The sequence below is a fragment of the Bradyrhizobium sp. Rc3b genome, from assembly GCF_900114915.1.
Lineage (GTDB): Bacteria > Pseudomonadota > Alphaproteobacteria > Rhizobiales > Xanthobacteraceae > Bradyrhizobium.
Genome location: NZ_FOUS01000005.1, coordinates 484,515 through 508,323 on the forward strand (window position 1 = coordinate 484,515; position 23,809 = coordinate 508,323).

Below are 23,809 nucleotides of genomic sequence, written 5' to 3' on the forward strand. Positions count from 1 at the left end.
TCCGCCAAGCGCGAGCGAGAAAGGCGAGCAGAGGGACCGACCCGATGGGGCTTTCGAAATCGATGGCAGGGCTGGCTATGGCAAGGCTGGCTAGAAGGCAGATGACCCGCCTCCCGGCGCTGGCCAGCCTGCTGGCCGCGCTCGTCCTTCTGGCACTCCCCGGCCTCGCCCATGCGCAGGGCGCAGTCCGCTCCGTCCATGGCGACTGGCAGATCCGCTGCGACACCCCACCGGGCGCCCAGACCGAGCAATGCGCCCTGATCCAGAGCGTGGTAGCCGAAGACCGCTCCAATGCCGGCCTGACCGTCATCGTCCTGAAGACCGCCGACCAGAAGAGCCGCCTGATGCGCGTGGTCGCGCCGCTCGGTGTCCTGCTGCCCTCCGGTCTCGGCCTCAAGCTCGACAACCAAGACGTCGGCCGCGCCGGCTTCGTCCGCTGCCTGCCCAATGGCTGCGTCGCCGAGGTCGTCATGGACGACAAGCTGCTCGGCCAGCTCCGCAGCGCCAAGACCGCGACCTTCATCATCTTCGAGACCCCGGAAGAGGGCATCGGCTTCCCGCTCAGCCTGAACGGGCTCGGCGAGGGCTATGACAAGCTGCCTTAGGGCTACGCCCTGTCCACGCGATAAAGCTCCGTGTCGCACCAGCCGCAGCGATAGATGCGGCCTCTGCCGGCCACTGGCCCGACCAGCGCCTTTCGCCGACATGTCGCACAGAGGATGCCGTCAACGGTGTCACAGGCCGGGTGAGCCGCGACATAGGCCTCGCGCGTGGGATAGGATGTCCAGCGGCGTCGGTAGACGAACTGATTGAAGATCAGGACCAAAGCCAGCGCGGCGAAGCCGATGACCAGGCCGTGATACTGATCCCAGAACACTGTCAGGGAATTCCACATGCTCTGGCTGCGGCTCCGACTCCGGGTTCGCCGTTGATAGCCCGAAAAGCCTGAAAGCCGGCTTAAGCCCGAGCCGCACCTATCGTTTTCGTAATGTCACGGTCCGGCCCTCGCGGAACTGGCGGGAAACCATTATCTTGCCCTACATCTTCCGATAATGGACGGACGCATGACAAATCCTGCCACGACCTCCCTGCTCGACCGTGCCAATCTCGACCGCGACCAGGTTCGCCACGAGGTCGCGCGCGGGCTTTCCGGTGCCGACGATGGTGAGCTGTTCCTGGAGTACAGCCAGACCGAAGCGCTGATGTTCGACAATGGGCGGCTGAAGCAGGCGACCTACGACACCTCGCAAGGGTTTGGCTTACGCGCGGTCAAGGATGATGCGGTCGGCTATGCGCATTCCTCCGACGTCTCGCTGCCGGCGCTGATCCGCGCCGCAGACGCGGTCGCGGCCGTGCGCGGCGGCTATTCCGGCAGCTTCGCCGCGCCGCCGGCGCACACCAATGTGCGCCTTTACGGCGATGACAACCCGCTCGATGCCCCGGGCTTCGAGACCAAGGTAAAACTGCTCGCCGAGATCGACGCTTATCTGCGCGACAAGGATCCGCGGGTGCGGCAGGTCAGCGTCAGCCTGGGTGCGACCTGGCAGGTCGTCGAGATCCTGCGGCCCGACGGCGAGAGCTATCGCGACATCCGCCCGCTCGTGCGCGTAAACATTTCCGTCGTTGCCGGCCAGGGCGACCGCCAGGAGAGCGGCAGCAAGGGTTATGGCGGCCGCGCCGGCTATGCCGAATTCATCGAGAGCAAGAACTGGCGCGATGCCGCCGACGGCGCGTTGCGCGAGGCTTTGGTCAATCTGGAATCGATCCCCGCCCCCGCCGGCGAGATGGACGTCGTGTTAGGGGCCGGCTGGCCCGGCGTAATGCTGCATGAAGCGGTCGGCCACGGCCTCGAAGGCGACTTCAACCGCAAGAAGACGTCGGCATTTGCTGGCCTGATGGGCCAGCAGGTCGCAGCCAAGGGCGTCACCGTGGTCGATGACGGCACCATGGCCTCGCGCCGCGGCTCGCTGTCGATCGACGACGAGGGCACGCCGACCAATCGCACCGTGCTGATCGAGGACGGCGTCCTGGTCGGCTACATGCAGGACCGCCAGAACGCGCGGCTGATGAACATGAAGCCGACCGGCAACGGCCGTCGCCAGGGCTATGCTCACGTGCCGATGCCGCGCATGACCAACACCTACATGCTCGCGGGCGACCGCGATCCGGCCGAGATTCTCGCTTCGGTGAAGAACGGCGTCTTTGCTGCGAATTTTGGCGGCGGCCAGGTGGACATCACCTCGGGCAAGTACGTGTTCCAGTGCACCGAGGCCTACAAGATCGAGAACGGCAAGCTGGGCGCGCCGCTGAAGGGCGCAATGCTGATCGGCAACGGGCCGACCGACCTGCATCGCATCCGCATGATCGGCAACGACCTTGCGCTCGATACGGGCATCGGCACCTGCGGCAAGAATGGACAGGGCGTGCCTGTCGGCGTCGGCCAGCCGTCGCTGCTGATGGAGCGCATCACGGTGGGTGGAACGGGCGCATGAGCGTGGAAGAAAAGGTCACCGTCACCCCCAAGCGGAAGAGCAGCGGCTGGGGCGGGCAGATCGTTCAGCTCGCCGGCATCGTCGCAGCCGTCTTCATCGCCAAGGGCGCGCTTGCCGAGCCGTTCTACGTGCCGTCGGGCTCGATGGAGCCGACGCTGCTGATCGGCGATGCACTGCTCGCCTCGAAATTCCCCTACGGCTACGGCACCTCGTCGCTACCGATCCAGATCAGCCTGCCCGAGAGCGGCCGCGTCTTCGCGGAAACGCCGAAGCAGGGCGACGTCGTCGTGTTCCGCTGGCCTGGCGATCGCTCGCAGGCCTGGGTCAAGCGCGTCGTCGGTCTGCCCGGCGATCGCATCCAGATGCGGCAGGGCCAGCTCTTCATCAACGACCGCCCTGCCGAGCTCAAGCCGGACGGCGTTGGCGCGGCCGAGGACGACAATGGCGGCAGCGAGCCCGCCTATCGCTATGTCGAGACGCTGCCGAACGGCGTCTCTCACCTGATCTTCAAGATGCGCGACAACGGTCCGCTCGACAACTCGCCGGAAGTGACGGTGCCGGCGGGTCACCTCTTCGTGCTCGGCGACAACCGCGACAATTCCGCCGACAGCCGCGTGCCGCTGCGGTCCGGCGGCGTCGGACTGTTGCCGATCGACAATCTGATCGGCCGTGCCGATGCAGTGCTCGGCTCCTGGGATCTCGGCATACGCGGCCAGCCGGTGTACACTTGGCTCTCCGGCTTCCGGCTCGGCCGGTTCTTCACCGCCGTGCATTGAGCCGCCTCATCGCGCGATGAACCGTGACGAATTCCTCGCGCTCGCGCTGAGAAATCCCGTCAACGTCACGATCATCGACGAGCTGGCGCGGCTCGATCTGCCGGATGCATGGCTGGTCTCGGGATGCCTGATGCAGACTGTATGGAACGTGCTCACCGGCCGCGCCATCGATCACGGAATCGCCGACTACGACGCGTTCTATTTTGATCCTGATACATCGTGGGAAGCGGAGGATTCGGTCATCCGCAAGCTGCATGCGCGGCTCGGCCATCTCGGCGCCAAGGTCGAGATCCGCAACCAGGCGCGTGTTCATCTGTGGTTTCCCGACAAGCACGGCCTGCCCTATCCGCCCCTGAGAAGCTCGAGGGAAGGCATCGACCGCTTCCTCACGCAGAACACGCAAGTCGGGGTCAGGCGCACAGACGATGGCTACGAGGTCTACGCGCCGCACGGGTTCGACGATGTCGCAGGGCTGATCGCGCGGCCCAATCCGGGTCCGAATTTTTCCGCTGCGAACTACGTAGTGAAAGCCGCGCGATGGAAAGCGCTGTGGCCGGAGCTCACGGTGATCGTGGCAGAGTGAGATGCCGTAGGGTGGGCAAAGCGGAGCGTGCCCACCCGCCTGCGCCGTATCTCAGAGATCGTGGGCACGGCGCAAGGGCGCCTTTGCCCACCCTACGGCACTACGGCACCTTGCCTACCGCACCACGCCCGACGTGAATCCCGCCTTCCTTCGCGGCGGTTTGATTTCCTTTTTCAGGAAGCAGCGCGCCTCGCGTCCGGTGTAGCCGGGGCGGGCATAGGTGAAGGCGCGGCATTTGTTATCGGCGGTGCAGGCGGCCTTGCAGGCCTCTTCGCCCTCGCCGTCCTTGAGCTCGAAATTGCGCAGATCACCACCGGGGCGGTCGATCGACGTCTCCACGCCCTCGACCCGCGGCTCGATCACGCCGGCGCCGCGCACACCCGAGATGCAGCAACTTCCCGGCACCCGCGCCGGCACGGTGTTCTTCAGCCAGCACACCGCCGCGCCGCCTTCGACGTCGGGATAGCTGAAGCTCCACGAGCGGCAGCGGCGGTCGCGCTCGCACAGCAGCGCGCAATCCTCGGGATCGCCCGAGGCGACCGGCGTGCTGAAATAGTCGCCGCCGGGCCGGTCGAACGCAGTCTGGGCGCGCGCCGGCACGCTCACGCATGCGAGCGAAAGCAGCGCGGCGCATGCCACGGCGCTTGCCAGGACTTTTGCCAAGACCTTTGCCATGACGGCGCCGGACAGGCGGCCCTTCCCCATCAGAACAGCTTTCGAGTTATTGACGACGTTCAGGTTTTTTCAGCCGGTCATTTGATCGCCGCAAACCTGTATGGGCGATGAACGGCTGAATCCCTGACCGTCCTAGAACGCGTATTCCGCGTAGGCCGGTTCCACCGAGCCCTTCCAGGGACCGTTGAACTTGTCCAACATTTCCTCGGCCGGCGTCCGGCCGGAATCGATGATGCGGTCGAGCGGCTCAAGGTGCCGCGTTTCGTCGCGGCCGAGCTGGTCGATCCGGCCGCGCCGGCGCAGGCCGGCATGCGCCAGAACCAGGCATTCCTTGGCGATCTCGAACAGATAACGGTTCTTGATCCGCGCCTTGAAGCCGAAGCGCGTCACGTCGTCGCGCAGGGCCTGACGCTCGGGCGCGCTCCAGTGCTTGACGATCTCCCAGGCCGCATCGAGCGCGACGTCGTCATAGAGCAGCCCGACCCAGAACGCCGGCAGCGCCGGCAACCGGCCCCACGGGCCGCCGTCGGAGCCGCGCATCTCGAGATAGCGCTTGAGCCGCACTTCCGGGAAGATCGTCGAGAGATGGTTGGCCCAGTCCGACAGGGTCGGACGCTCGCCGGGAAGGTTGTTGTTGCGACCGTCGAAGAACGCGCGGAACGAGGAGCCCGACACGTCGATGTACTCCTCGCCGCGCTTGACGAAATACATGGGCACGTCGAGCGCGTAGTCGACATAGCGCTCGAACCCCATGCCGTCCTCGAATGCCCACGGCATCATGCCAGAACGCGCATTGTCGGTGTCGCGCCAGATCTCGGAGCGGAAGGAGAGGAAGCCGTTCGGCTTGCCTTCGGTGAACGGCGAATTGGCGAACAAAGCGGTCGCGACCGGCTGCAGCGCGAGCGAGACGCGCAGCTTCTTGACCATGTCGGCTTCGGAGGAGAAGTCGAGATTGGTCTGCACGGTGCAGGTCCGGTACATCATGTCGAGGCCGTATTGGCCGACCTTCGGCATGTAGTTGGTCATGATCTTGTAGCGGCCCTTGGGCATCACCGGGATATCGGCGCGCGACCAGGACGGCGTCATGCCGAGACCGAGGAAGCCGATGCCGAGCGGCGTTGCGATCTCGCGCACCTGTGCAAGATGCGCCATCAGCTCGCTCTGGGTCTGGTGCACGTTCTCGACCGGCGCGCCGGAGAGCTCGAACTGTCCGCCGGGCTCGAGCGAGATCGCACCGCCGCCGGTGACGTCGTAGAGGCCGATGATGTTGCCCTTCTCCATGATCGGCTCCCAGCCGAGCAGGAGCTTCATGCCTTCGAGCAACGCACCAATGCCGCGCGCGCCCTCGTAAGGCACCGGACGGTGGCCCTCGAGCGTGAACGGCGTCTTCTCGTGCTCGGTGCCCATGCGGAATTCGGACGGGTCCTTGCAGCCTTCCTCGAACCACGAAACGAGCTCGTCGCGCGATTGCAGCGGCGTCATATCGATCTGGTCTCGCGCCATATCAAACTCTAATCAAAAGGCGCTTCGATCGAACGCGCGCGGGTGACGGGATGGTCCGCGAACCCACCGGGTGCACGGACGAGCTGGTGTGCCGCGCGATCATCGCGACGGCGAGGTTTCGTTGACGTTGGCGACGGGCGGCAGTTTCATCTCGCCGCACGAGCAGCCCAGGCGGTCGAGCAGACCGCTGAGCTTGACGGCATCGGCATCGGACAATTTCGAGCCGACATATTTCTCGATCGCAGCCGAATAGGCGCTCCACATCCGCTTCTGCAGCTCGCGGCCGGCTTCCGTGATCTCGACGAACTGGCCGCGCTTGTCGATCTTGCATTCGCGCCGCGAGGCGAGGCCCTCGTCGACCAGGCGGTCGATCAGACGCGAGGTGGAATATTGCGGGATCAGCATCTGCCGTTCGAGTTCCACTGGCCTTAGTTCGCCCGAGGGAGCTCGCGACAATTCGAGCAGCGCGTCATACCATGCCAGCGGCGGGAAGCCGGCCTTCTTCAGATCCTGCTCGACGCAATCGAGCACGCGGCTCTGCACCCGCATCAGGCGGATCCAGGCGGAAGTCGCCTCGGTCGATGGTTTGCGTTTCATGGTCCCGCTCAAGCTCGTCGCCCGTCTCTTACCCCATTTGATGCAGCTGCATCAATATTGACTGTTACAAGCAGCTGCATGTAGTCGTTCTTTCCGCCGAACCAAGCGTCAAGAGGAGGAAATTCCATGAAACTGTACTATTCGCCCGGTGCCTGCTCGCTGTCCCCCCACATCGCGCTCCTGGAAGCCGGCCTGCCCTACGAGCTGGTCAAGGTCGATATCCGGGCCAAGAAGCTCGAAAATGGTGAGGATTATCTGAAGCTGAACCCCAAGGGCCAGGTCCCTGCGCTGGGCCTCGACAGCGGCGAGATCGTGACCGAAGGCCCGGTGATTGTCCAGATGATCGCCGATCAGGCATCAAGCAAGGCGCTGGCGCCCGCCCATGGCAGTTCCGAGCGCTACAAGCTGCTGGAGTGGCTGAATTTCCTCACCTCGGAGGTGCACAAGAGCTTTGGTCCGCTGTTCGCGCCGGCCCTGAACGACGAAGCCAAGGCTTTCTTCAAAGATCGCGTCATGGGCAAGCTGAAATACATCGACAGCCAGCTCGCCGGCCGCGACTACCTCATGGGCAAGCAGTTCACGGTCGCCGACGGATATCTGTTCACGATGCTGACCTGGGGCGAGCGGATGAAGTTCGACCTCTCGGCGATGCCGAACCTTGCCGCCTACAAGGCCCGCGTCGAGGCGCGGCCGCAGGTGCAGGAAGCGCTGAAGAAGGAAGGCCTCGCGCAGGCGAAGTAAGACCCGCGCACGACAGTCGGGACGACGAAGAGCCGGATCGATGATCCGGCTCTTTTGCTTGAAGCGGTCGCGGAAGCCCGGACGTTCGCGATGTCCCGAGCATCAATTTTACGAGCATTGTCGGAGTTAACAATAACTCCGCCTTGCGTGTGCGGCAGAGATCACCATCGTTGTGAGAGCAATCCAGTTGGCTCAATTTCAGCCATGTACCGCGATGCGGCCTGAACTGGGAAGCTCTCGTGACAACCGTACTCCTCCTCTTGCTTGCGAGCACGATCACCGGCTTGGCGGCGGGACTCTTCTTCCGAGTCGGGAGTCTGTTGCTGGTCTCGCCGGCGACCGCGATCCTCGTCGCAACGGTCCTTCAGACCTCGGGCTTTGGATTTTGGACGGGCATTCCCATCGTCGCCGGTTGCCTGGTTGCCGGCCAGGTCGCCTATTTGGCGGCGACGCTCTACGTGCACAGAGGCGAGCTCTCAGTGCAGGACGACGTCGACGGCGACCCAGGCCAGCGCGGCCATCGCCATGTCGATGAAGAGAACGAGTAGCGCCAGGCCGACCCAGGAGGGGAGCTTTCTGCGCCGCCGGAAGAGCCTGCGCCGTGGCCACGGCTGCCCCAGCCGCAAGAGTGGGGCGTATCTTACGGCAACGCCGGCTGCGCTGACTTGAGACACCGTGGGGATCATTGCGGGACACCTTCAATGCTGACGAGCCATCCGACGGATCGTCAGCAAGAGCGGTGCCAGAGCGGAGCGAGCGCAGCTGGACGGGTTTGCAGCGGCGTTTTCTAACCGTTCGACGACTGCAAATAGAAAGGCCGGATCGACGATCCGGCCTTTCCTGTTTCTGCGTAGCCCGGATGGAGCGCAAGCGTAATCCGGGGTGCTCTCGCAAGTTGAAAAACTGGTCCCGGATTTCGCTACGCTCCATCCGGGCTACAGGCTGCTCGTCAGGCCGCCGCCTTCTTCGGCGCGAAGCGGCCATAGAAGGTCTCGCCCTTCGCCGCCATTTCCTCGAGCAGTTTCGGCGGGGTGAAGCGCGAGCCGTACTTCGCTTCCAGCTTGTGGCAAAGCTCGACGAACTTCTTCGTGCCCATGAAGTCGATATAGGACAGCGTGCCGCCGGTGAACGGCGCGAAGCCGAAGCCGAGGATCGAGCCGACATCCGCTTCGCGCGGATCGGTGATGACGTGGTCCTCGACCGTGCGCGCGGCTTCCACCGCCTGCACCACCAGGAAGCGCTGCTTCAGCTCCTCGATATCGAGCGTGTCAGGGTCGAGCTGCTTCGGCTGCAGCGCCGACAGACCCGGCCACAGACTCTTCTGGCCCTTGCCCTTTTCAGGATAGTCGTAGAAGCCCTTGCTGTTCTTGCGGCCGAGCCGGCCCTGCTTCTCGACCATTTCCACCATCAGCTTCTTCTGGTCGGGATTGATGGCGTTGGGACCGAGATCGGCCTCCGTCGCCTTCATGATCTTGAGGCCGAGGTCGAGCGCGACTTCGTCGGAGAGCGAGAGCGGGCCGACCGGCATGCCGGCCATCTTGGCGCAGTTCTCGATCATTGCCGGCGGCACGCCCTCGAGGAACATCTCGTTGCCCTCGGCGACGTAGCGGCCGACGCAGCGGTTGGCGAAGAAGCCTCTGGAGTCGTTGACGACGATCGGCGTCTTGCCGATCTGGCGGACGTAGTCGAGCGCGGTCGCGAGCGCGAGATCGCCGGTGCTCTTGCCCTTGATGATCTCGACCAGCATCATCTTCTCGACCGGCGAGAAGAAGTGGATGCCGACGAACTTGCCCTGATCCTTGAACGATTCAGCCAGCGAGGTGATCGGCAGCGTCGAGGTGTTCGACGCGAAGATCACGTCCGGCTTCATGTGCTCCTGCGCCTTGGCGAAGGTGTCGGCCTTGACCTTGCGGTCCTCGAACACGGCCTCGATGACGAGGTCGACGTCCTTCAGCGCCGCATAGTCCGCGGTCGGCGTGATGCGCGCGAGCAGCGCTTCGGCATCGCCGGGCTTGGCGCGGCCCTTTTTGATCTGCTCCTCGATCACCTTCTGCGCATGCGCCTTGCCCTTGTCGGCGCTCTCCTGGTCGCGGTCGATCAGGACGACGTCGAGGCCGGCACGGGCCGAGACGTAACCGACGCTCGCGCCCATGAAGCCTGCGCCGATCACGGCGATCTTCTTCATCTTGGTTGCGGGCATGTCCTTCGGACGGCGCGCACCCTTGTTGAGCTCCTGCATCGACAGGAACAGGCTGCGGATCATCGCCGCCGCTTCCTTCGAGCGCAGCACCGAGGTGAAGTAACGCGATTCGACCCGAAGCGCGGCGTCGATCGGCAGCTGCAGGCCTTCATAGACGCAGCTCATGATGGCGCGCGCGGCCGGATAATTGTCGTAGGTCTCGCGGCGATAGATCGCATTGCCGGCCGGGAACATCATCATGCCGGCCTTGGAGAACACCGGGCCGCCGGGCAGCTTGAAACCCTTCTCGTCCCAGGGCGCGATCGCCTTGCCGCCCCCCTTGATCCAGTCCTTTGCCGCCTTGACGAGATCGGCAGCCGGTACGATGGCGTGGATCAGGTTCAGCGCCTTGGCCTTGTCGATCGTGACGGGATCGCCGTTGAGCAGGATCGTCATCGCGTCCTGCGGCGGCACCAGGCGCGGCACGCGCTGCGTACCGCCGGCGCCCGGGAACAGGCCGACCTTGACCTCGGGCAGGCCGAGCCGGGTCTTGGGATTCTCCGCGGCGACGCGATAGTGGCAGCACAGCGTGATTTCGAAACCGCCGCCGAGCGCGAGCCCGTTGATCGCGGCCGCCCACGGCTTGCCTGATGTTTCGATCGAGCGCAGCACCAGCGAGAAGCGTCGGCTCTGGTCGAACAGCATCTGGTTCGCGGCGGTCTCGCCCTGCTCCTTGAACACCTCCGCGTAGGCCTGGTTCATGCCCTCGAGCATCGACAGGTCGGCGCCGGCGCAGAACGCTTCCTTGGCCGAGGTGATGACGACGCCCTTCACCGCGGCATCCGCAGTGGTCGCCTTGACGATGGCGTCGAGCTCGTTGGTCGAGGTCTCGTCGAGCACGTTCATCGAACGGCCCGGGATGTCCCAGGTGACGAGCGCGATGCCGTCTGCGTCGGTCTCAACCTTGAAATTCTTGTACGACATGTTGGTTGCTCCTCGGTGCCGCAGCCAATCTCAGGCGCGGCGGTTGATGGGGTCTCGTAGGGTGGGCAAAGGCGCTCTTGCGCCGTGCCCACCATCATTCGCGACGAGAGCAGTGGTGGGCACGCTTCGCTTTGCCCACCCTACGGCAGTTCGTTACACCCGCTCGATGATGGTCGCGGTGCCCATGCCGCCGCCGATGCACAGCGTCACCAGGGCGGTCGCCTTGTTGGTGCGCTCGAGCTCGTCGAGCACGGTGCCGAGGATCATCGCACCGGTTGCACCAAGCGGATGGCCGAGCGCGATGGCGCCGCCATTGACGTTGATGTTGGCGTTGTCGATGTCGAAGGCCTGGATGTAGCGCAGCACGACCGAGGCGAAGGCTTCGTTGAGCTCGAACAAATCAATGTCCGACTTCTTCATGCCGGAGCGCGCGAACAGCTTTTCGGTGACGTCGACCGGACCGGTCAGCATCATCGCCGGCTCCGAGCCGATATTGGCGAACGCGCGGATTTTTGCACGCGGCTTCAGGCCGTATTTGCTACCAGCCTCCTTGCTGCCGAGCAGCACGGCGCCGGCGCCGTCGACGATGCCCGACGAATTGCCGGCGTGGTGCACGTAATTGACCCGCTCGATCTCGGGATGCGACTGCACCGCGACGCCGTCGAAGCCGCCCATCTGCGCCATCATCGTGAACGAGGGTTGCAGCTGCGCCAGCGACTGCATCGTCGTCGAGGGACGCATGTGCTCGTCCTTGGCCAGGATGGTGAGGCCGTTGATGTCCTTCACCGGGACGATCGACTTGTCGAAGCGGCCTTCCTCCCAGGACTTCGCCGCACGCTGCTGGCTCTGCACGGCGTAGGCATCGACGTCGTCGCGCGAGAAGCCGTATTTGGTGGCGATCAGATCAGCCGAGACGCCCTGCGGCATGAAGTAAGCGGGGACTGCCATCGACGGATCCATCGGCCAGGCACCGCCGGAGGCGCCGATGCCGACGCGGCTCATCGATTCAGCGCCGCCGCCGATCACCAGCTCATGCTGGCCGCTCATCACCTGCGCGGCGGCAAAGTTCACGGCATCGAGGCCGGAGGCGCAGAAGCGGCTGATCTGCACGCCCGGCACGGCTTCGCCGAGACCGGCTTTCAGCGCCGCAAAGCGCGCGATGTCGGAGCCGGCTTCACCGACCGGATCGACCACGCCGAGGATGACGTCGTCGACGGAATCCTCAGGCAGATTGTTGCGGTCCTTCAGCGCCTTCAACGGCACGGTCGCGAGCGCCAGCGCCGTGACTTCGTGCAGCGAACCGTCCGCCTTGCCGCGGCCGCGGGGGGTGCGAACGTGGTCGTAGATGAATGCCTCAGGCATGACGCCCTCCTGATGTGATGTTCAATACGATTGGGAGCAGGCAGCGGAAGCAGGCTCAGAACGCTTCCGCCGGCAATTCCATGATGGTGGCGCAGCCGGCCTGGATGCGCGCGAGATTGGCGGCGGTCTCCGGCAGCATCCGCTCCATGAAGAAACGGCCGGTGACGAGCTTGGTGGAGAGATAGGGCGTCGCCCCGCTCTCGGCAATCTTGGCATTGGTCACCTTGGCCATCTTCGCCCACATGTAGCCGAGCGCGACGAAGCCGAAGAGATGCAGGTAATCGGTTGCGGCGGCGCCGGCGTTATCGGGCTTCGCCATCGCGTTCTGCATCAGCCAGGTCGTGGCCTGCTGGAGATGGCCGAGCGAGGCCGAGAGCGGCGCGATGAAGGGTTTTAGCGCCTCGTCGCCGCCGTTCTCCTTGGCGAAGGCCATGACCTCGCCGAAGAAGGCCATGATGGCGCGGCCGCCGTCGCGCGGCAGCTTGCGGCCGACGAGGTCGAGCGCCTGGATGCCGTTGGCGCCTTCATAGATCATGGCGATGCGGGCATCGCGCACGAACTGCTCCATGCCCTGCTCGGCGATGTAGCCGTGGCCGCCATACATCTGCTGCGCCTGCACCGCGTTGGCAAAGCCGTAATCGGTGAGGAAGCCCTTCAGCACCGGCGTCATCAGGCCCATGTGGTCGTCGGCCGCCTGGCGGTCCTTCGGGTCTTCCGAGCGATGGGCGACGTCGCTCTTCAGCGCAGTCCACATCACAAAGGCGCGCGCGGCTTCGTTGAAGGCGCGGATCGAGAGCAGCGTGCGGCGCACGTCGGGATGCACGATGATCGGATCGGCTTGCTTGTCCGGCGCCTTGGCGCCGGTGAGCGCGCGGCCCTGGATGCGCTCGCGGGCGTAGGCGACCGCGTTCTGATAGGCGACCTCGGACTGCGCGAGGCCCTGCACGGCGACGCCGAGCCTCGCCTCGTTCATCATCACGAACATGCCCTGCATGCCCTTGTTCTCTTCGCCGATCAGCCAGCCGGTGGCGCTGTCGTAGTTCATCACGCAGGTGGAATTGCCGTGGATGCCCATCTTGTGCTCGATCGAGCCGCAGACGACGCCGTTGCGGGCACCGACTGAGCCATCCGGATTCACAAGGAACTTGGGTACCACGAACAGCGACACGCCCTTGATGCCGGCGGGCGCGCCTTCGATGCGCGCGAGCACGAGGTGGATGATGTTGTCGGCAAGGTCGTGCTCGCCGGCCGAGATGAAGATCTTGGTGCCCGTGATCTTGAAGCTGCCGTCGGCCTGGCGCACCGCCTTGGTGCGGAGCATGCCGAGATCGGTGCCGCAATGCGGCTCGGTCAGGTTCATGGTGCCGGTCCATTCGCCGGCAACCATCTTCGGCACGTAGGTCTTCTTCTGCTCGGGCGAACCATGAACGATCAGCGCCGCGGTCGCGCCCATGGTGAGGCCGCCATACATCGAGAACGCCATGTTGGCGGAGATCTGGAATTCGTTGACCGCCTGACTCAGCGTCACCGGCAGGCCCTGCCCGCCGAACTCGGTCGGCGCCGACAGACCAAGCCAGCCGCCTTCGGCAACCTGCTTGAACGCGTCCTTGAAGCCCTTCGGCGTGGTGACGCTGCCGTCATCGGCACGCTTGCAGCCTTCAAGATCGCCGACACGATTGAGCGGTTGCAGCACCTCTTCGGCAAGCTTGGCGGCTTCGCCCAGAATGGCTTCGCGCACATCGCTCGACGCATCGGAGAAGCCGGCGAGATTGTCGTAGCGGTCGATCTGGAAGACGTCGTTGAGCAGGAAGTTCACGTCTTCGACGGGGGCTTTGTAGATCGGCATGGGGTTCTCCCGGCAATGGGCCTTGAAGTGGTGGAATTCTCTGAACGGTTCTTGCTGCGCAGCCTTGCCCGCGAGCTTAGCGGGTTCTGCAACCTCAGGGCAGGGTCACGATTGGGCGGCCAACTGCTCCGCCATCAGGCGATGCAGCATGTTGATCGCCTTGAGCGGACGCACCATCACCTTGAAATGCGTGATGCGTCCCTCGGCATCGAAGCTGATGATGTCGACGCCGTTGATCTCGATACCGTCGATCATGGTCTTGAATTCGAGCACGGCGCCGCGCTCGCTGGTCCACTCACCGACATAGGTAAAGCCGGGACCGCCGAGCACCTTCTCGGCGCTGGAGAGGTATTTGAAGGTGATGTCGCGCCCGCGCTGCGGCGAATGCACGACGGGACTTTCGAAGACGGCGTCGGGATGAAGCAAGTCCCAAAGCGCGGTGCGGTCGTGGGACTTCATGTAGCCGTACCAGGAGTCGAGGCCGGTCATTCCAGGATGCCTCCCTAAAGGCCTTGGCAAAAAACGCGAAAACAACCCCATGCACAGTAGCGTGCTGATTGATTCCGCTGGATTTTTCGGGTCGGATCTTCAGCCCGTCCCTGAACGCCTCATATGCACATTGACGCATATGCGCCAATGCGCATAAAGTCAAGCGGGTTGGTCGAGGTCGAAGAAGAAGGAGGCCGGTCATGGCACTGGGCGACGCAATCCTCGCATGCCTGACGGAACGCCCCATGACGGGCTACGAGCTTGCCAAGACGTTCGACTCCTCGATCGGCTTCTTCTGGAAGGCCGACCACCAGCAAATCTACCGCGAGCTCTCCAAGCTGCGCGACCGCGGCCACATCCAGGGCCGCGAGGTCGTGCAATCGGGCAAGCCCAACAAGCTGGTTTATACGCTCACTCCGGAGGGGCGAACAGCGCTGCGGCACTGGGCCGCGCGACCAAGCACGCCAGCCTCCACCAAGGACGATCTGCTGGTCCGCCTCCATGCGCTCGACAGCATCGACATCGAGCCGCTGCGCACCGACCTGATGGCCCGCCTGGAGCACCATCGCGACCGCCACGCCAATTACGAGCGCATCCTGAAGAAGCGCTTTCCGGAGGGCACGGCGGAAGGCCGGCTCGATCTCGGCAATCTGCTCCTGCTCCGCTTAGGGGCCCGCCACGAACAGATGGTCGCCGACTTCTGCGAGGAGGCGCTCGATGCGCTGTCGGCGATGACCGGCAAGGCCACGGTGGTGCCGCTGGAGGATGGCAAGCGCGAGGGGAAGGGCTGAGGGGTGGCCCGACCCGACAGGAGACTGTCACCACATTTACCGGTGTCATGCTCCGCGAAAGCGGGGCATCCAGTACTCCGAGGCAGCGCGGCTGGAATCGAGCCGCCGCGGCGTACTGGATCGCCCGCCTTCGGGGGCGATGACAGCGGAGTATATGGCGGCGGCAGGTCGCGAAGGATGCAATGACGCCGCTTCCGGCGTGCCCCAGTTCCCGCCGCCCAACTTTAAGACACCGGGCTCGCGTTCCTTAACCCGTTATTTACCGTAACAGGAAAAAGTCGGTTTTCGAGGCAGACGACCCGCGCCAAATCCGATTGTCTTTGCAACCGGCACGCGAGGGGAGGCTGGAGGCGCCGGGTGGGGCGCCGGAGTCGGAACCGGACAGAGTCATGAATTCGCGCGTATCGTGGAGTGTTGACGGCATCGATCCATCCGTCAGGGAGCGGGCCGAAGCTGCTGCGCGTCGCGCCGGCATGTCACTCAACGATTGGCTGAACTCCACCCTCGGCGAAACTGCTCCCCCGAACTTTCGCGAACCTTACGACCAGCGTCCGCAAGCCCCGCACGTTCAAACCCGGGGACCGAGTCAGGAAAGCCGCGAAGTCGCCGACATCCACCAGCGGCTCGACGCGATCACCCAGCAGATCGAGCGGATCTCCAAGCCCGCGCAGCGCCAAGATACTTCACGACAGGATTCGTCACGACAGGATTCGTCGCGGCAGGACCCTTCGCGGCCAGACGCCTCGCGCGAGCAGGGCGTCGCGCGCCAGCTCAACGATGCGATCTCGCGTCTCGATGCGCGGCTGTCGCAAATCTCCCGGCCGCAGCCTCAACCGCAGCAGCCCCCGGCTCCGCGCCCGGCGCCGGCCGACACGCGCCAGCGCCAGGCCGATGCGGTCGAGCGCGCGGCGGCGCAGGTCTATCGCAACGCCCCGCCCCTGAGCCCCGCCTCGTTCGACGTCGCCGTCGCCGAGATCACCGCGCGGCAGAGCGAGCTCGACGGCTTCACGCCGCGGCAGATGCCGCCGCGCGCCGCGCCCTCGATCGCGCCCAATGCTGCTCCCTGGGCCGCTCCTTACGCACCTCCGATGGCGCCACCCGCGCCTGCCTATGCTCCGCCGCCACCGCAGCCGGGGCCGGATTTTTCCGCGCTCGAGCGCCATCTGCTCAAGATCACGAGCCAGATCGAGTCGCTGCAGCGCCCCGACAATACCGAGCAGGCGATCAACGCCTTCCGCAGCGAGCTTGCCGAGATCCGCGCCGCCATCACCGAGGCGATGCCGCGGCGCGCGATCGAATCGATCGAGAACGAAATCCGCTCGCTGCATCGCCGGATCGACGAGACGCGTTCCAACGGCACCGACGGCCAGGTCCTGTCGGGCATCGAGCACGCGCTGTCCGACATCAAGCAGGTGCTGCGCACGCTGACACCGGCCGAGCAGCTCACCGGCTATGACGAGGCGATCCGCAATCTAGGCGCCAAGCTCGACCTGATCCTGCGCGCCAATGACGATCCCTCGACGGTGCGCCAGCTCGAAGGCGCGATCACCGCCCTGCGCGGCATCGTCTCCAACGTCGCGTCCAACGAAGCGCTGGCACGCCTGTCCGAAGACGTGCAGCTGCTGTCGTCCAAGGTCGACCAGGTCACCCGCGCCTCCGGCCAGGGCGACAGCTTTGCGGTGCTGGAGCAGCGCATTGCGGCGCTCACCGCGGCGCTGGAAACGCGCGAGCGGCCTCAGCCGGCCGAGAGCACCGAGCACCTGGAATCGGCGATCCGCGCGCTGTCGGACCGCTTCGACCGCATGCAGGTCGGCAACGATTCGGCCTCGACCTTTGCGCATCTCGAACAGCGCGTCTCGTATTTGCTGGAGCGGATCGAAGCCGCCGCCGATCCGCGCAACGGCAATTTGAGCCGCGTCGAGGACGGGCTGCACGACATCCTGCGTCACCTCGAGCGGCAGCAGGCGACCTATTCCGCGCTGGCCGAGAGCCGCAGCTCCGCAGCACCGGCCGATTCCGGCGTGGTCGATCTGGTCAAGCGCGAGCTGTCCGACATCCGCTTCAGCCAGGCCGAGACCAACCGCAGCACCCAGGACTCGCTCGACGCCGTCCATAGCGCGCTCGGCCATGTCGTCGATCGCCTCTCCATGATCGAGGGCGATCTGCGCGCGGTGCGCACCGCGCCGCCGGCCCCCGCGCCAATGCCCATGCCGATGGCCGCTCCCATGGAGCCCGCGCCGCCGATGGCGCGTGAGCCGCGGCCGCAAGCCCAGCAGCAACCGAAATACGATCCGAAGCCGGAGCTGCCGAACCCCGCCGCGCAGCAACAGGCCCACGCGCAGCAACAGGCCCACGGCGCCTTCGCCCAAGCCGCCTTCTCCGCCGCGCCGCGTGAATTCCATGCTGCTAGCCCCGCCGCGCCGCCGCCGGTTCCGTCGGCACCACCGGTGCCGCCGCGCGCGATCAGCGAGATCCTGGAGCCGCACACGGCGCCCGCGCGCACCGCGCTCGCGCCGGAATTGCCGCCGGATCATCCGCTCGAGCCGGGCACACGGCCGGGTGGACGCCTCGCCACGCCGTCGGAGCGCATCGCCGCCTCCGAGAGCGCGATCAGCGACATTCCCGCCGCGCCGAAAGAGCCGGTGTCGTCGTCGAGCTTCATCGCGGCCGCCCGCCGCGCCGCCCAGGCCGCCGCCGCGCAGCCGGAAAAGCCGGCGCGCGGCGCCAAGGGTGGTGCGAAGGCCGGCGCCGATCGCGGCAAGGACAAGGGCAAGGACGGCAGCTCGACCATCACCTCGAAGATCCGCTCGCTGCTGGTCGGCGCGAGCGTGGTCGTGATCGTGCTCGGCACCTTCAAGATGGCGATGAACCTGCTCGAGGGCAGCGCGCCGCCCGCGCCGCAGGCCATGGACAATACGTTGAGCCAGCCCGCGCCGCAGGCCCCACCGCCACCGCCGGTGATCGAGAACAAGCCCGCCACGCCCGAGCAGGTCACGCCATCGATGACCTCGCCGACGCCGATTGGACGGCAGTCCCAGAACAACGCCGCGCCGGCTCCCGCCGCCAATTCAGGCAACTCGGCCTCGGTCGAAATTCCGCCGCCGCCCGCCGCATCCGTGCCGCCGCCTGCCACGAGCAGCGACGTCACCGGCGCGCTGTCGGGCACGAGCCGCGCCAAGCTCGGCATGATCCAGGTGCCGCCGAGCGAAAAGCTGCCTGACGGCATCGGCGGCCCGGTACTGCGCACCGCCGCGATGAAGGGCGATGCGACCGCGGCCTACGAGATCGGCTTGCGCTTTGCCGAAGGCAAGGGCGTTGCCACGAATTACGACGAAGCGGCCAAATGGTACGACCGCGCGGCGCAGGCCGGCGTGGTGCCGGCGACCTTCCGCCTCGGCACGCTCTACGAGAAGGGCCTCGGCGTGAAGAAGGACGCCGACATCGCCCGCCGCTACTACACCCAGGCCGCCGAGCGCGGCAACGCCAAGGCAATGCACAATCTCGCGGTGCTCGATGCCGACGGCGGCGGACGCGGCGCCAACTACAAGAGCGCGGCGCAATGGTTCCGCAAGGCCGCCGATCGCGGCGTTGCCGACAGCCAGTTCAACCTCGGCATCCTCTATGCCCGCGGCATCGGCGTCGAACAGAACCTCGCCGAATCCTACAAATGGTTCAGCCTCGCAGCTGCCCAGGGTGATGCGGACGCCTCCGGCAAGCGCGACGACGTCGCCAAGCGTCTCGACCCGCAATCGCTCGCGGCCGCCAAGCTCGCGATCCAGACCTTCAGCGCCGAGCCGCAGCCCGACGACGCCGTCAACGTCACGGCGCCCGCCGGCGGCTGGGACAGCGCGCCGCAGGCGAATGCAAAGCCGGCGCCGAAGCAAGTCGCGACCAAGCGCTCGGCCTCGGCTGCGCATTAAAGGCGAATTGCTTTAGACAGACAGAACGAGCCGCGCGCGCGGTGCACCTCTCCCGCTTGCGGGAGAGGTCGCGGAGCGAAGCGACGCGGGTGAGGGCTCTCGCCTCTTGGGGGTTCTCGCGAGAGGAGGCACCCTCCCCCCAACCCTCCCCCGCAAGCGGGGGAGGGAGCGCATCTCGCGTTATCGCAACGATCGGGGCCTCGTTCACGACCCTCGTCAACATTCACCACGCCCGAAATTCCGGGTCCCTCCCGGCTCCGAATTCCGCTATTGAAGGGCGCGGCAATCGTTCCGACCTTCCCGCGAGCATTCCGCGACAATCGATCCGTCTCGCCGGCGTATGGTCCTTCGATGCAGCTCTATCTTCCGATCGCCGATCTTCCCGTCAACGTCTTCCTGGTGCTCGCCATGGGCGCCGCGGTCGGCTTCGTCTCGGGGATGTTCGGGATCGGCGGCGGCTTCCTGATGACGCCGCTGCTGATCTTCATCGGCATCACGCCGGCGGTCGCGGTCGCCTCGGTCACGAGCCATATCGCGGCCTCCTCCTTTTCCGGCGCGCTGTCTTATTGGCGGCGGCGTGCGATCGATCCGGCGCTGGCGAGCGTCCTGCTCTGCGGCGGCGTCACTGGCACGGCGCTCGGCGTGTGGACCTTCACGCAGCTTCGTGCGCTCGGCCAGCTCGATCTGATGATCGCGCTCTCCTACGTGGTGCTGCTCGGCACCGTCGGCAGCCTGATGTTCTCGGAAGGGCTGCGCGCACTGATGCGGACCCGGCGCGGCGCGCTGCCGCCACGCCGCACGCACAACTGGATCCACGGGCTGCCGCTGAAGATGCGCTTCAAGCGCTCGAAGATCTATCTCTCGGTCATCCCCGTGGTGATCGTCGGCATCATGATCGGCTTCATCGGCGCCATCATGGGCATCGGCGGCGGCTTCATCCTGGTGCCGATCATGATCTATCTGTTGAGGGTGCCGACCTCGACGGTGATCGGGACCTCGATGGTGCTGACGCTCGTCACGATGCTGTTCGCGACCATGCTGCACGCGGTGACCAATCACCTCGTCGACGCCGTGCTGGCGCTGATCCTGATGGTCGGCGGCGTCACCGGCGCGCAGTTCGGCGTCCGCGCCGGGCAGAAGATCCGCGGCGAGCAGCTACGGCTGCTGCTCGGCCTCCTGATCCTCTCGGTCGGCGTCCGCTTCGCGATCGAGCTGGTGATCCGCCCCGAGGATCTCTTCACCATCCGCGAGCTGGGAGTGAGCGGATGATGCGCGCAGCTCTCGCACTCCTGCTCGTCCTGCTGCTCGGCTCCGCCGCGCGCGCCGAGCGTCTGATCGTATCGGTCTCAAACCACCGCGTCACGGTGACCCCGAACTATTCCGGCGAGGAACTGGTGCTGTTCGGCTCGGTGGAGAAAGATGCGACAACGTCCGCCGATCGCACGGCCTATGACCTCGTCGTCACCGTGATGGGCCCGCGCGCCGACATGGTGACACGGCGCAAGGAGCGCACCTTCGGCATCTGGATCAACACCGACTACCGGCAGTTCCTGCAGGTGCCGAGCTATCTGGCGCTGTTCGCCAACCGCTCCTTCGACGCGATCACCTCGCCCGAGATCGCACGGCGGCAGCAGATCGGGCTGAACAACGTGCTGCTGACGCAGCGGGTCGGCGGCGATTATGCCGACGTGGTGCCGAACGACGCGTTCCGCTCGGCCTTCATCCGCCTGCGTACCCAGCGCGGGCTCTATCGCGAGGATCCGAGCGCCGTCACGTTCCTGACGCCGACCCTGTTCCGCACCGGCATTCCGCTGCCGGCGGAGGTGCCGATCGGCACCTACGAGGTCGAGATCAAGCTGTTCGCGAACGGCGCGTTCATCAGCAAGACCGAGACCGCGTTCGAGATCGTCAAGGTCGGCTTCGAGCAATTCGTCGCCACCACCGCCCGGCACAACGGGCTGATCTATGGCCTCGTCACCGCCGCGATGGCGCTGATGACGGGATGGATGGCGTCGATCGTGTTCCGGAAGGATTAGTTGCCGTCATTGCGGCGCGCGCCACTCTCTCCGCTCGTCGTCGCCCGGCTTGACCGGGCGATCCAGTATTCCAGAGGCCGGCGTTAGGGAGCTCGCTCTCGCAACGGCCGCCGCGGTGTACTGGATGCCTCGGTCAAGCCTGGTCAAGCCGGGGCATGACAGTGGGGCTCACGGCGCCTGGATCACCGTCGGCACGCCCGGCTCCAGCAGCCGCAGCCGCGTTCCGAAACCGAGCACGTCGAACGTCTTGCGCAGATCTTCGCTGTTCTGGCGGAAATGCGCCCAGCCTTCGGTATGCACGGGCACGATCGTCGCATCGGGGAAGGCGCGCGCCGTTTCGATGGTGTCGTTGGTGTCCATGGTGAGATGGAACGGCCCACGCGTCTGCGCGGCGCCGGCGAAGGGCAGCACCACGCCGCATTTGAAGCGGCGCGCGACTTCGGCGACGCCGTCGAACCAGGTGGTGTCCCCGCTGACATAGACCGTGCTGGTGTCCTTCCGGCTGGACGCCACCACGAAGCCGATGACGTCGCCCGACAGCGGCTCGATGCCAGCCGGGCCATGGCGCGCCGGCGTCGCGGTGATGGTCAGAGTGTTGCCGTCGCTATCCTTCAGATGCGTCGTGCTCCAGGGCGCAAGGCCCTCGACATGGCCGCCGAGGCGCTTCGCGCCCGCCTCCGTCGTCAGCACGCGCTTGACCTTATGGAGATAGTCGCGGCCCGAATGATCGAGATTGTCCGAATGCTGGTCGTGGCTGAGCAGCACGGCATCGACCGGGCCGATCGCATCGGCTTTCAACGCGGGACCGATGGTTTTCTCCAGCGTCACATGCGGCAGCTGGTAGGCGCCGGGCGCATCGAAGGTCGGGTCGGTGAGCAGGCGGAAGCCGTCGATCTCGATCAGCGCGGTCGGGCCGCCTATCAGGGTGATGGAAATGGGCACGAGAGAACTCTCCTCTTACGAGACAGGCTTTGCAGGGCGCGTCACCAGGTAGATGCCGAGCGCAACCGGGATGATGCCCAACAAATCACGGGCCTCGACGTGCTCACCAAGGACGAGATACGCGAACAGCATGCCGAGCGGCGGCATCAGGAAATGATAGGCGCTGGCGGCGGTCGCGCCGCACACTTTCAGGAGATGGAACCAGAGCCAGTAGGCGAGGATCGAGCCGCCCAGCACGAGGAACGCAAAGGCGCCGATTAGGCCCGGCGTATAGTCGATCGCGTGCACGTCGGCGAAACTGAACGCGATCGGCGAAAGTGCGAGGCCGGCCGCGAGGTTCTGCACGCCATTGCCGATCCACAAGGAGCCCTTCGGCGCGAGCAGCTTGAACAGGATGGTGCCAGCGACCAGCGAAGCGAGCGAAGCCAGCGTGAAGACGATGCCGTGCAGGGAATCCGTGCCGACCGACAGGCGATGCCAGACGATCAAGGTCACGCCGGCGATGCCGAGAAGGAGGCCACCGGCCTTGCGCAAGGTCATGCTCTCGCCGAGCAGCAGGGTCGCGAGCGCCGCGGTGAAGACCGGATTGGCCGATACGATCAGGCCGCCGAGGCCGGCGGAGACCGATTGCAGGCCGGTGTAGCCGAGGCCGAGATAGAGCGCGTTGTTGGCAATCCCTAGCACGGCGAAGATCGCCGCATCGCGCCAGGTTAACGACCAGCTGTCGCCGCGGATCAGCGTGGCGCCCAGGATCAAAATGCCGGCGAGCGAGAAGCGCGCGGCGAGCAGGATCAACGGCGGGCAATGGGTGACCCCGATCTTGCCGGCGACGAAGGCGTAGCTCCAGAGCAGGCAGAACAGGCCGATGGCGAGCGGCAGGGTGTTGAAGCGGGTGCGGGGGGCCGAAATCGAGGGGGCGAGCGACATGGGGGCATTCTCCTGAGCCTCGATCTAGGGAGTCCGCTTGTCATTTGGAAATTAAATGATTAACTCCACGCCAGTGGATTTTCGAATGGAGGCGGCCATGCTCGATCTCGAGCTGCTGCGCAGCTTCGTCTCGGTGGTCGAGGCCGGCGGCTTCACCCGCGCCGGCGCGCGCGTCCATCGCACGCAGTCGACCGTCAGCCAGCAGATCAAGCGGCTGGAGGACGATATCGGCCAGGTGCTGCTGCACCGCGACGGCAAGACCGTGCGCCCGACCGAGGCCGGCGAGCGGCTGCTCTCCTATGCGCGGCGCTTGCTCTCGCTCGCCGAGGAGGCGCGCGACGTGCTGCGCCAGCCGGATGGCGAAGGCGCGATCCGGCTCGGCATCCCCGAGGATTTCGCGGCGTACCGGCTGACCAAATTACTGGGCGCGTTCGCGCGCTCGCATCCGGGCCTGCGGCTCGACGTGCGCGCGGACCAGAGCAAGCATCTGGCGCGCGATCTCGAACGCGGCGAGCTCGACCTTGCGCTGTTCAAGCGTGCGGCCGGCGAGAAGGGCGCCATCGCGGTGTGGCCGGAGCGGGTGCACTGGGTCACCAGCAAGAGCCATCCGGTCGATGTTCACGCCGCGTCCGTGCCGCTGATCGGCTTTCCGACCGGCTGCCTCTACCGGGCCGGCGCCATCCACGCACTGGAAAGCATCGGCCGTGCCTGGCACATGGCCTATTCTTCGTCGAGCCTCTCCGGGATCCAGGCCGCGGTCGCCGCCGGCATGGGCCTCAGCATCTTGTCGGAGATGTCGATCCAGTCCGACCACCGCGTGCTGACGGCGAAAGATGGTTTTGCGCCGATCAACAAGACCGAGGTCGCACTGATGGCCTCGCCCGATGCGAGCCCGGCAACGCTGCGACTTGCAGATCGTCTCGCCGAGTTTTGCGATGCAGTGCAGGCGAAGGCGGCTTGAATTCG

The 23,809-nt window shown here is 65.7% G+C and carries 21 protein-coding genes; 11 read left to right on the forward strand and 10 right to left on the reverse strand.

All coding sequences use genetic code 11. The features are described from left to right. Positions 1-62: 62 nt before the first annotated feature. Positions 63-605, forward strand: coding sequence for an invasion associated locus B family protein (locus BM190_RS14955; protein WP_502686991.1), 543 nt, complete (start codon positions 63-65; stop codon positions 603-605). Between the two features lie 2 nt (positions 606-607). Here the strand turns inward: BM190_RS14955 and BM190_RS14960 are convergent, their stop codons facing one another. Then, on the reverse strand, positions 608-895 hold the full coding sequence (locus BM190_RS14960) for a hypothetical protein (protein ID WP_244550647.1): 288 nt from the start codon (positions 893-895) through the stop codon (positions 608-610). A gap of 169 nt (positions 896-1,064) precedes the next feature. Here BM190_RS14960 and tldD point away from each other — a divergent pair, with 169 nt between their 5' ends. The 3 genes from tldD to BM190_RS14975 are packed head-to-tail and all read left to right on the forward strand — an operon-like array spanning position 1,065 to position 3,851. Continuing rightward, the gene (gene tldD, locus BM190_RS14965) at positions 1,065-2,492 is read left to right on the forward strand and encodes a metalloprotease TldD (RefSeq protein ID WP_026201654.1); all 1,428 of its coding nucleotides are present in this window, start codon (positions 1,065-1,067) and stop codon (positions 2,490-2,492) included. After that, positions 2,489-3,268 carry a signal peptidase I gene (lepB, locus tag BM190_RS14970; protein WP_018316360.1) on the forward strand — a complete coding sequence of 260 codons (780 nt, stop codon included), beginning with the start codon at positions 2,489-2,491 and terminating at the stop codon, positions 3,266-3,268. Before tldD ends, lepB begins: the two co-directional genes overlap by 4 nt. A gap of 16 nt (positions 3,269-3,284) precedes the next feature. Then, complete coding sequence (locus BM190_RS14975) at positions 3,285-3,851, forward strand: nucleotidyltransferase family protein (protein ID WP_092255837.1); 567 nt, start codon at positions 3,285-3,287, stop codon at positions 3,849-3,851. Positions 3,852-3,965: 114 nt separating this feature from the next. Here BM190_RS14975 and BM190_RS14980 read toward each other — a convergent pair whose 3' ends face one another. From BM190_RS14980 to BM190_RS14990, 3 genes are all read right to left on the reverse strand, one after another. Beyond that, the gene (locus BM190_RS14980) at positions 3,966-4,556 is read right to left on the reverse strand and encodes a PAN domain-containing protein (RefSeq protein ID WP_018316361.1); all 591 of its coding nucleotides are present in this window, start codon (positions 4,554-4,556) and stop codon (positions 3,966-3,968) included. 102 nt (positions 4,557-4,658) lie between these two features. Next, on the reverse strand, positions 4,659-6,029 hold the full coding sequence (locus BM190_RS14985) for a glutamate--cysteine ligase (RefSeq protein ID WP_028139831.1): 1,371 nt from the start codon (positions 6,027-6,029) through the stop codon (positions 4,659-4,661). Between the two features lie 99 nt (positions 6,030-6,128). After that, entirely contained in the window at positions 6,129-6,626 is a 498-nt protein-coding gene (locus BM190_RS14990) for a MarR family winged helix-turn-helix transcriptional regulator (protein ID WP_018316363.1), read from the reverse strand. 126 nt (positions 6,627-6,752) lie between these two features. Between BM190_RS14990 and gstA the strand changes: the two genes are divergently transcribed. Continuing rightward, positions 6,753-7,367: a glutathione transferase GstA gene (gene gstA / locus BM190_RS14995; protein WP_092255839.1), complete on the forward strand. Its 615-nt coding sequence runs from the start codon at positions 6,753-6,755 to the stop codon at positions 7,365-7,367. Between the two features lie 239 nt (positions 7,368-7,606). Beyond that, positions 7,607-7,915, forward strand: coding sequence for a hypothetical protein (locus BM190_RS15000; protein ID WP_143109044.1), 309 nt, complete (start codon positions 7,607-7,609; stop codon positions 7,913-7,915). A gap of 401 nt (positions 7,916-8,316) precedes the next feature. On the opposite strand, the gene BM190_RS15005 is transcribed toward BM190_RS15000, so the two are convergent. The 4 genes from BM190_RS15005 to BM190_RS15025 all read right to left on the reverse strand — a co-directional run bounded on the left by BM190_RS15005 (position 8,317) and on the right by BM190_RS15025 (position 14,227). After that, positions 8,317-10,530, reverse strand: coding sequence for an FAD-dependent oxidoreductase (locus BM190_RS15005; RefSeq protein WP_092255845.1), 2,214 nt, complete (start codon positions 10,528-10,530; stop codon positions 8,317-8,319). Positions 10,531-10,683: 153 nt separating this feature from the next. Continuing rightward, positions 10,684-11,892 (reverse strand): acetyl-CoA C-acetyltransferase, encoded by a 1,209-nt coding sequence (locus BM190_RS15015; protein WP_092255847.1) that lies wholly within the window; start codon positions 11,890-11,892, stop codon positions 10,684-10,686. 55 nt (positions 11,893-11,947) lie between these two features. Beyond that, positions 11,948-13,738, reverse strand: coding sequence for an acyl-CoA dehydrogenase C-terminal domain-containing protein (locus BM190_RS15020; protein WP_092255850.1), 1,791 nt, complete (start codon positions 13,736-13,738; stop codon positions 11,948-11,950). Positions 13,739-13,843: 105 nt separating this feature from the next. After that, positions 13,844-14,227 carry a nuclear transport factor 2 family protein gene (locus BM190_RS15025; protein WP_091959955.1) on the reverse strand — a complete coding sequence of 128 codons (384 nt, stop codon included), beginning with the start codon at positions 14,225-14,227 and terminating at the stop codon, positions 13,844-13,846. A 200-nt stretch (positions 14,228-14,427) separates the two neighbouring features. Between BM190_RS15025 and BM190_RS15030 the strand changes: the two genes are divergently transcribed. The 4 genes from BM190_RS15030 (at position 14,428) to BM190_RS15045 (ending at position 20,974) form a co-directional block, all read left to right on the forward strand. Beyond that, positions 14,428-15,018 (forward strand): PadR family transcriptional regulator, encoded by a 591-nt coding sequence (locus BM190_RS15030; RefSeq protein WP_092255855.1) that lies wholly within the window; start codon positions 14,428-14,430, stop codon positions 15,016-15,018. A 389-nt stretch (positions 15,019-15,407) separates the two neighbouring features. Continuing rightward, complete coding sequence (locus BM190_RS15035; protein WP_092255859.1) at positions 15,408-18,938, forward strand: tetratricopeptide repeat protein; 3,531 nt, start codon at positions 15,408-15,410, stop codon at positions 18,936-18,938. 351 nt (positions 18,939-19,289) lie between these two features. Further along, positions 19,290-20,207 (forward strand): sulfite exporter TauE/SafE family protein, encoded by a 918-nt coding sequence (locus BM190_RS15040; protein ID WP_026201657.1) that lies wholly within the window; start codon positions 19,290-19,292, stop codon positions 20,205-20,207. Further along, the gene (locus BM190_RS15045) at positions 20,204-20,974 is read left to right on the forward strand and encodes a TIGR02186 family protein (protein WP_092255861.1); all 771 of its coding nucleotides are present in this window, start codon (positions 20,204-20,206) and stop codon (positions 20,972-20,974) included. The genes BM190_RS15040 and BM190_RS15045 overlap by 4 nt, the downstream gene beginning before the upstream one ends. A 168-nt stretch (positions 20,975-21,142) precedes the next feature. Here the strand turns inward: BM190_RS15045 and BM190_RS15050 are convergent, their stop codons facing one another. Both BM190_RS15050 and BM190_RS15055 read right to left on the reverse strand, forming a co-directional pair. Beyond that, a complete protein-coding gene (locus BM190_RS15050; protein WP_092255864.1) occupies positions 21,143-21,916 on the reverse strand; it encodes an MBL fold metallo-hydrolase in 774 nt (257 codons plus the stop codon). A 15-nt stretch (positions 21,917-21,931) separates the two neighbouring features. Continuing rightward, positions 21,932-22,843 (reverse strand): DMT family transporter, encoded by a 912-nt coding sequence (locus tag BM190_RS15055; protein ID WP_092255866.1) that lies wholly within the window; start codon positions 22,841-22,843, stop codon positions 21,932-21,934. 97 nt (positions 22,844-22,940) lie between these two features. On the opposite strand from BM190_RS15055, the gene BM190_RS15060 reads away from it, so the two are divergent. Continuing rightward, the gene (locus BM190_RS15060; RefSeq protein ID WP_177237081.1) at positions 22,941-23,804 is read left to right on the forward strand and encodes a LysR family transcriptional regulator; all 864 of its coding nucleotides are present in this window, start codon (positions 22,941-22,943) and stop codon (positions 23,802-23,804) included. Positions 23,805-23,809: the final 5 nt, after the last annotated feature.

Bases quoted from the DNA above. Each gene is read 5' to 3' on its own strand.
- BM190_RS15040 (WP_026201657.1), top strand. From the start codon at position 19,290: ATGCAGCTCTATCTTCCGATCGCCGATCTTCCCGTCAACGTCTTCCTG.
- BM190_RS14960 (WP_244550647.1), bottom strand. From the start codon at position 895: ATGTGGAATTCCCTGACAGTGTTCTGGGATCAGTATCACGGCCTGGTC.
- BM190_RS14955 (WP_502686991.1), top strand. From the start codon at position 63: ATGGCAGGGCTGGCTATGGCAAGGCTGGCTAGAAGGCAGATGACCCGC.
- BM190_RS15020 (WP_092255850.1), bottom strand. From the start codon at position 13,738: ATGCCGATCTACAAAGCCCCCGTCGAAGACGTGAACTTCCTGCTCAAC.
- gstA (WP_092255839.1), top strand. From the start codon at position 6,753: ATGAAACTGTACTATTCGCCCGGTGCCTGCTCGCTGTCCCCCCACATC.
- BM190_RS15060 (WP_177237081.1), top strand. From the start codon at position 22,941: ATGCTCGATCTCGAGCTGCTGCGCAGCTTCGTCTCGGTGGTCGAGGCC.
- BM190_RS15045 (WP_092255861.1), top strand. From the start codon at position 20,204: ATGATGCGCGCAGCTCTCGCACTCCTGCTCGTCCTGCTGCTCGGCTCC.
- BM190_RS15015 (WP_092255847.1), bottom strand. From the start codon at position 11,892: ATGCCTGAGGCATTCATCTACGACCACGTTCGCACCCCCCGCGGCCGC.
- BM190_RS15005 (WP_092255845.1), bottom strand. From the start codon at position 10,530: ATGTCGTACAAGAATTTCAAGGTTGAGACCGACGCAGACGGCATCGCG.
- BM190_RS15025 (WP_091959955.1), bottom strand. From the start codon at position 14,227: ATGACCGGCCTCGACTCCTGGTACGGCTACATGAAGTCCCACGACCGC.
- BM190_RS14990 (WP_018316363.1), bottom strand. From the start codon at position 6,626: ATGAAACGCAAACCATCGACCGAGGCGACTTCCGCCTGGATCCGCCTG.
- BM190_RS15035 (WP_092255859.1), top strand. From the start codon at position 15,408: ATGAATTCGCGCGTATCGTGGAGTGTTGACGGCATCGATCCATCCGTC.
- BM190_RS14985 (WP_028139831.1), bottom strand. From the start codon at position 6,029: ATGGCGCGAGACCAGATCGATATGACGCCGCTGCAATCGCGCGACGAG.
- BM190_RS14975 (WP_092255837.1), top strand. From the start codon at position 3,285: ATGAACCGTGACGAATTCCTCGCGCTCGCGCTGAGAAATCCCGTCAAC.
- lepB (WP_018316360.1), top strand. From the start codon at position 2,489: ATGAGCGTGGAAGAAAAGGTCACCGTCACCCCCAAGCGGAAGAGCAGC.
- BM190_RS14980 (WP_018316361.1), bottom strand. From the start codon at position 4,556: ATGGGGAAGGGCCGCCTGTCCGGCGCCGTCATGGCAAAGGTCTTGGCA.
- BM190_RS15055 (WP_092255866.1), bottom strand. From the start codon at position 22,843: ATGTCGCTCGCCCCCTCGATTTCGGCCCCCCGCACCCGCTTCAACACC.
- tldD (WP_026201654.1), top strand. From the start codon at position 1,065: ATGACAAATCCTGCCACGACCTCCCTGCTCGACCGTGCCAATCTCGAC.
- BM190_RS15030 (WP_092255855.1), top strand. From the start codon at position 14,428: ATGGCACTGGGCGACGCAATCCTCGCATGCCTGACGGAACGCCCCATG.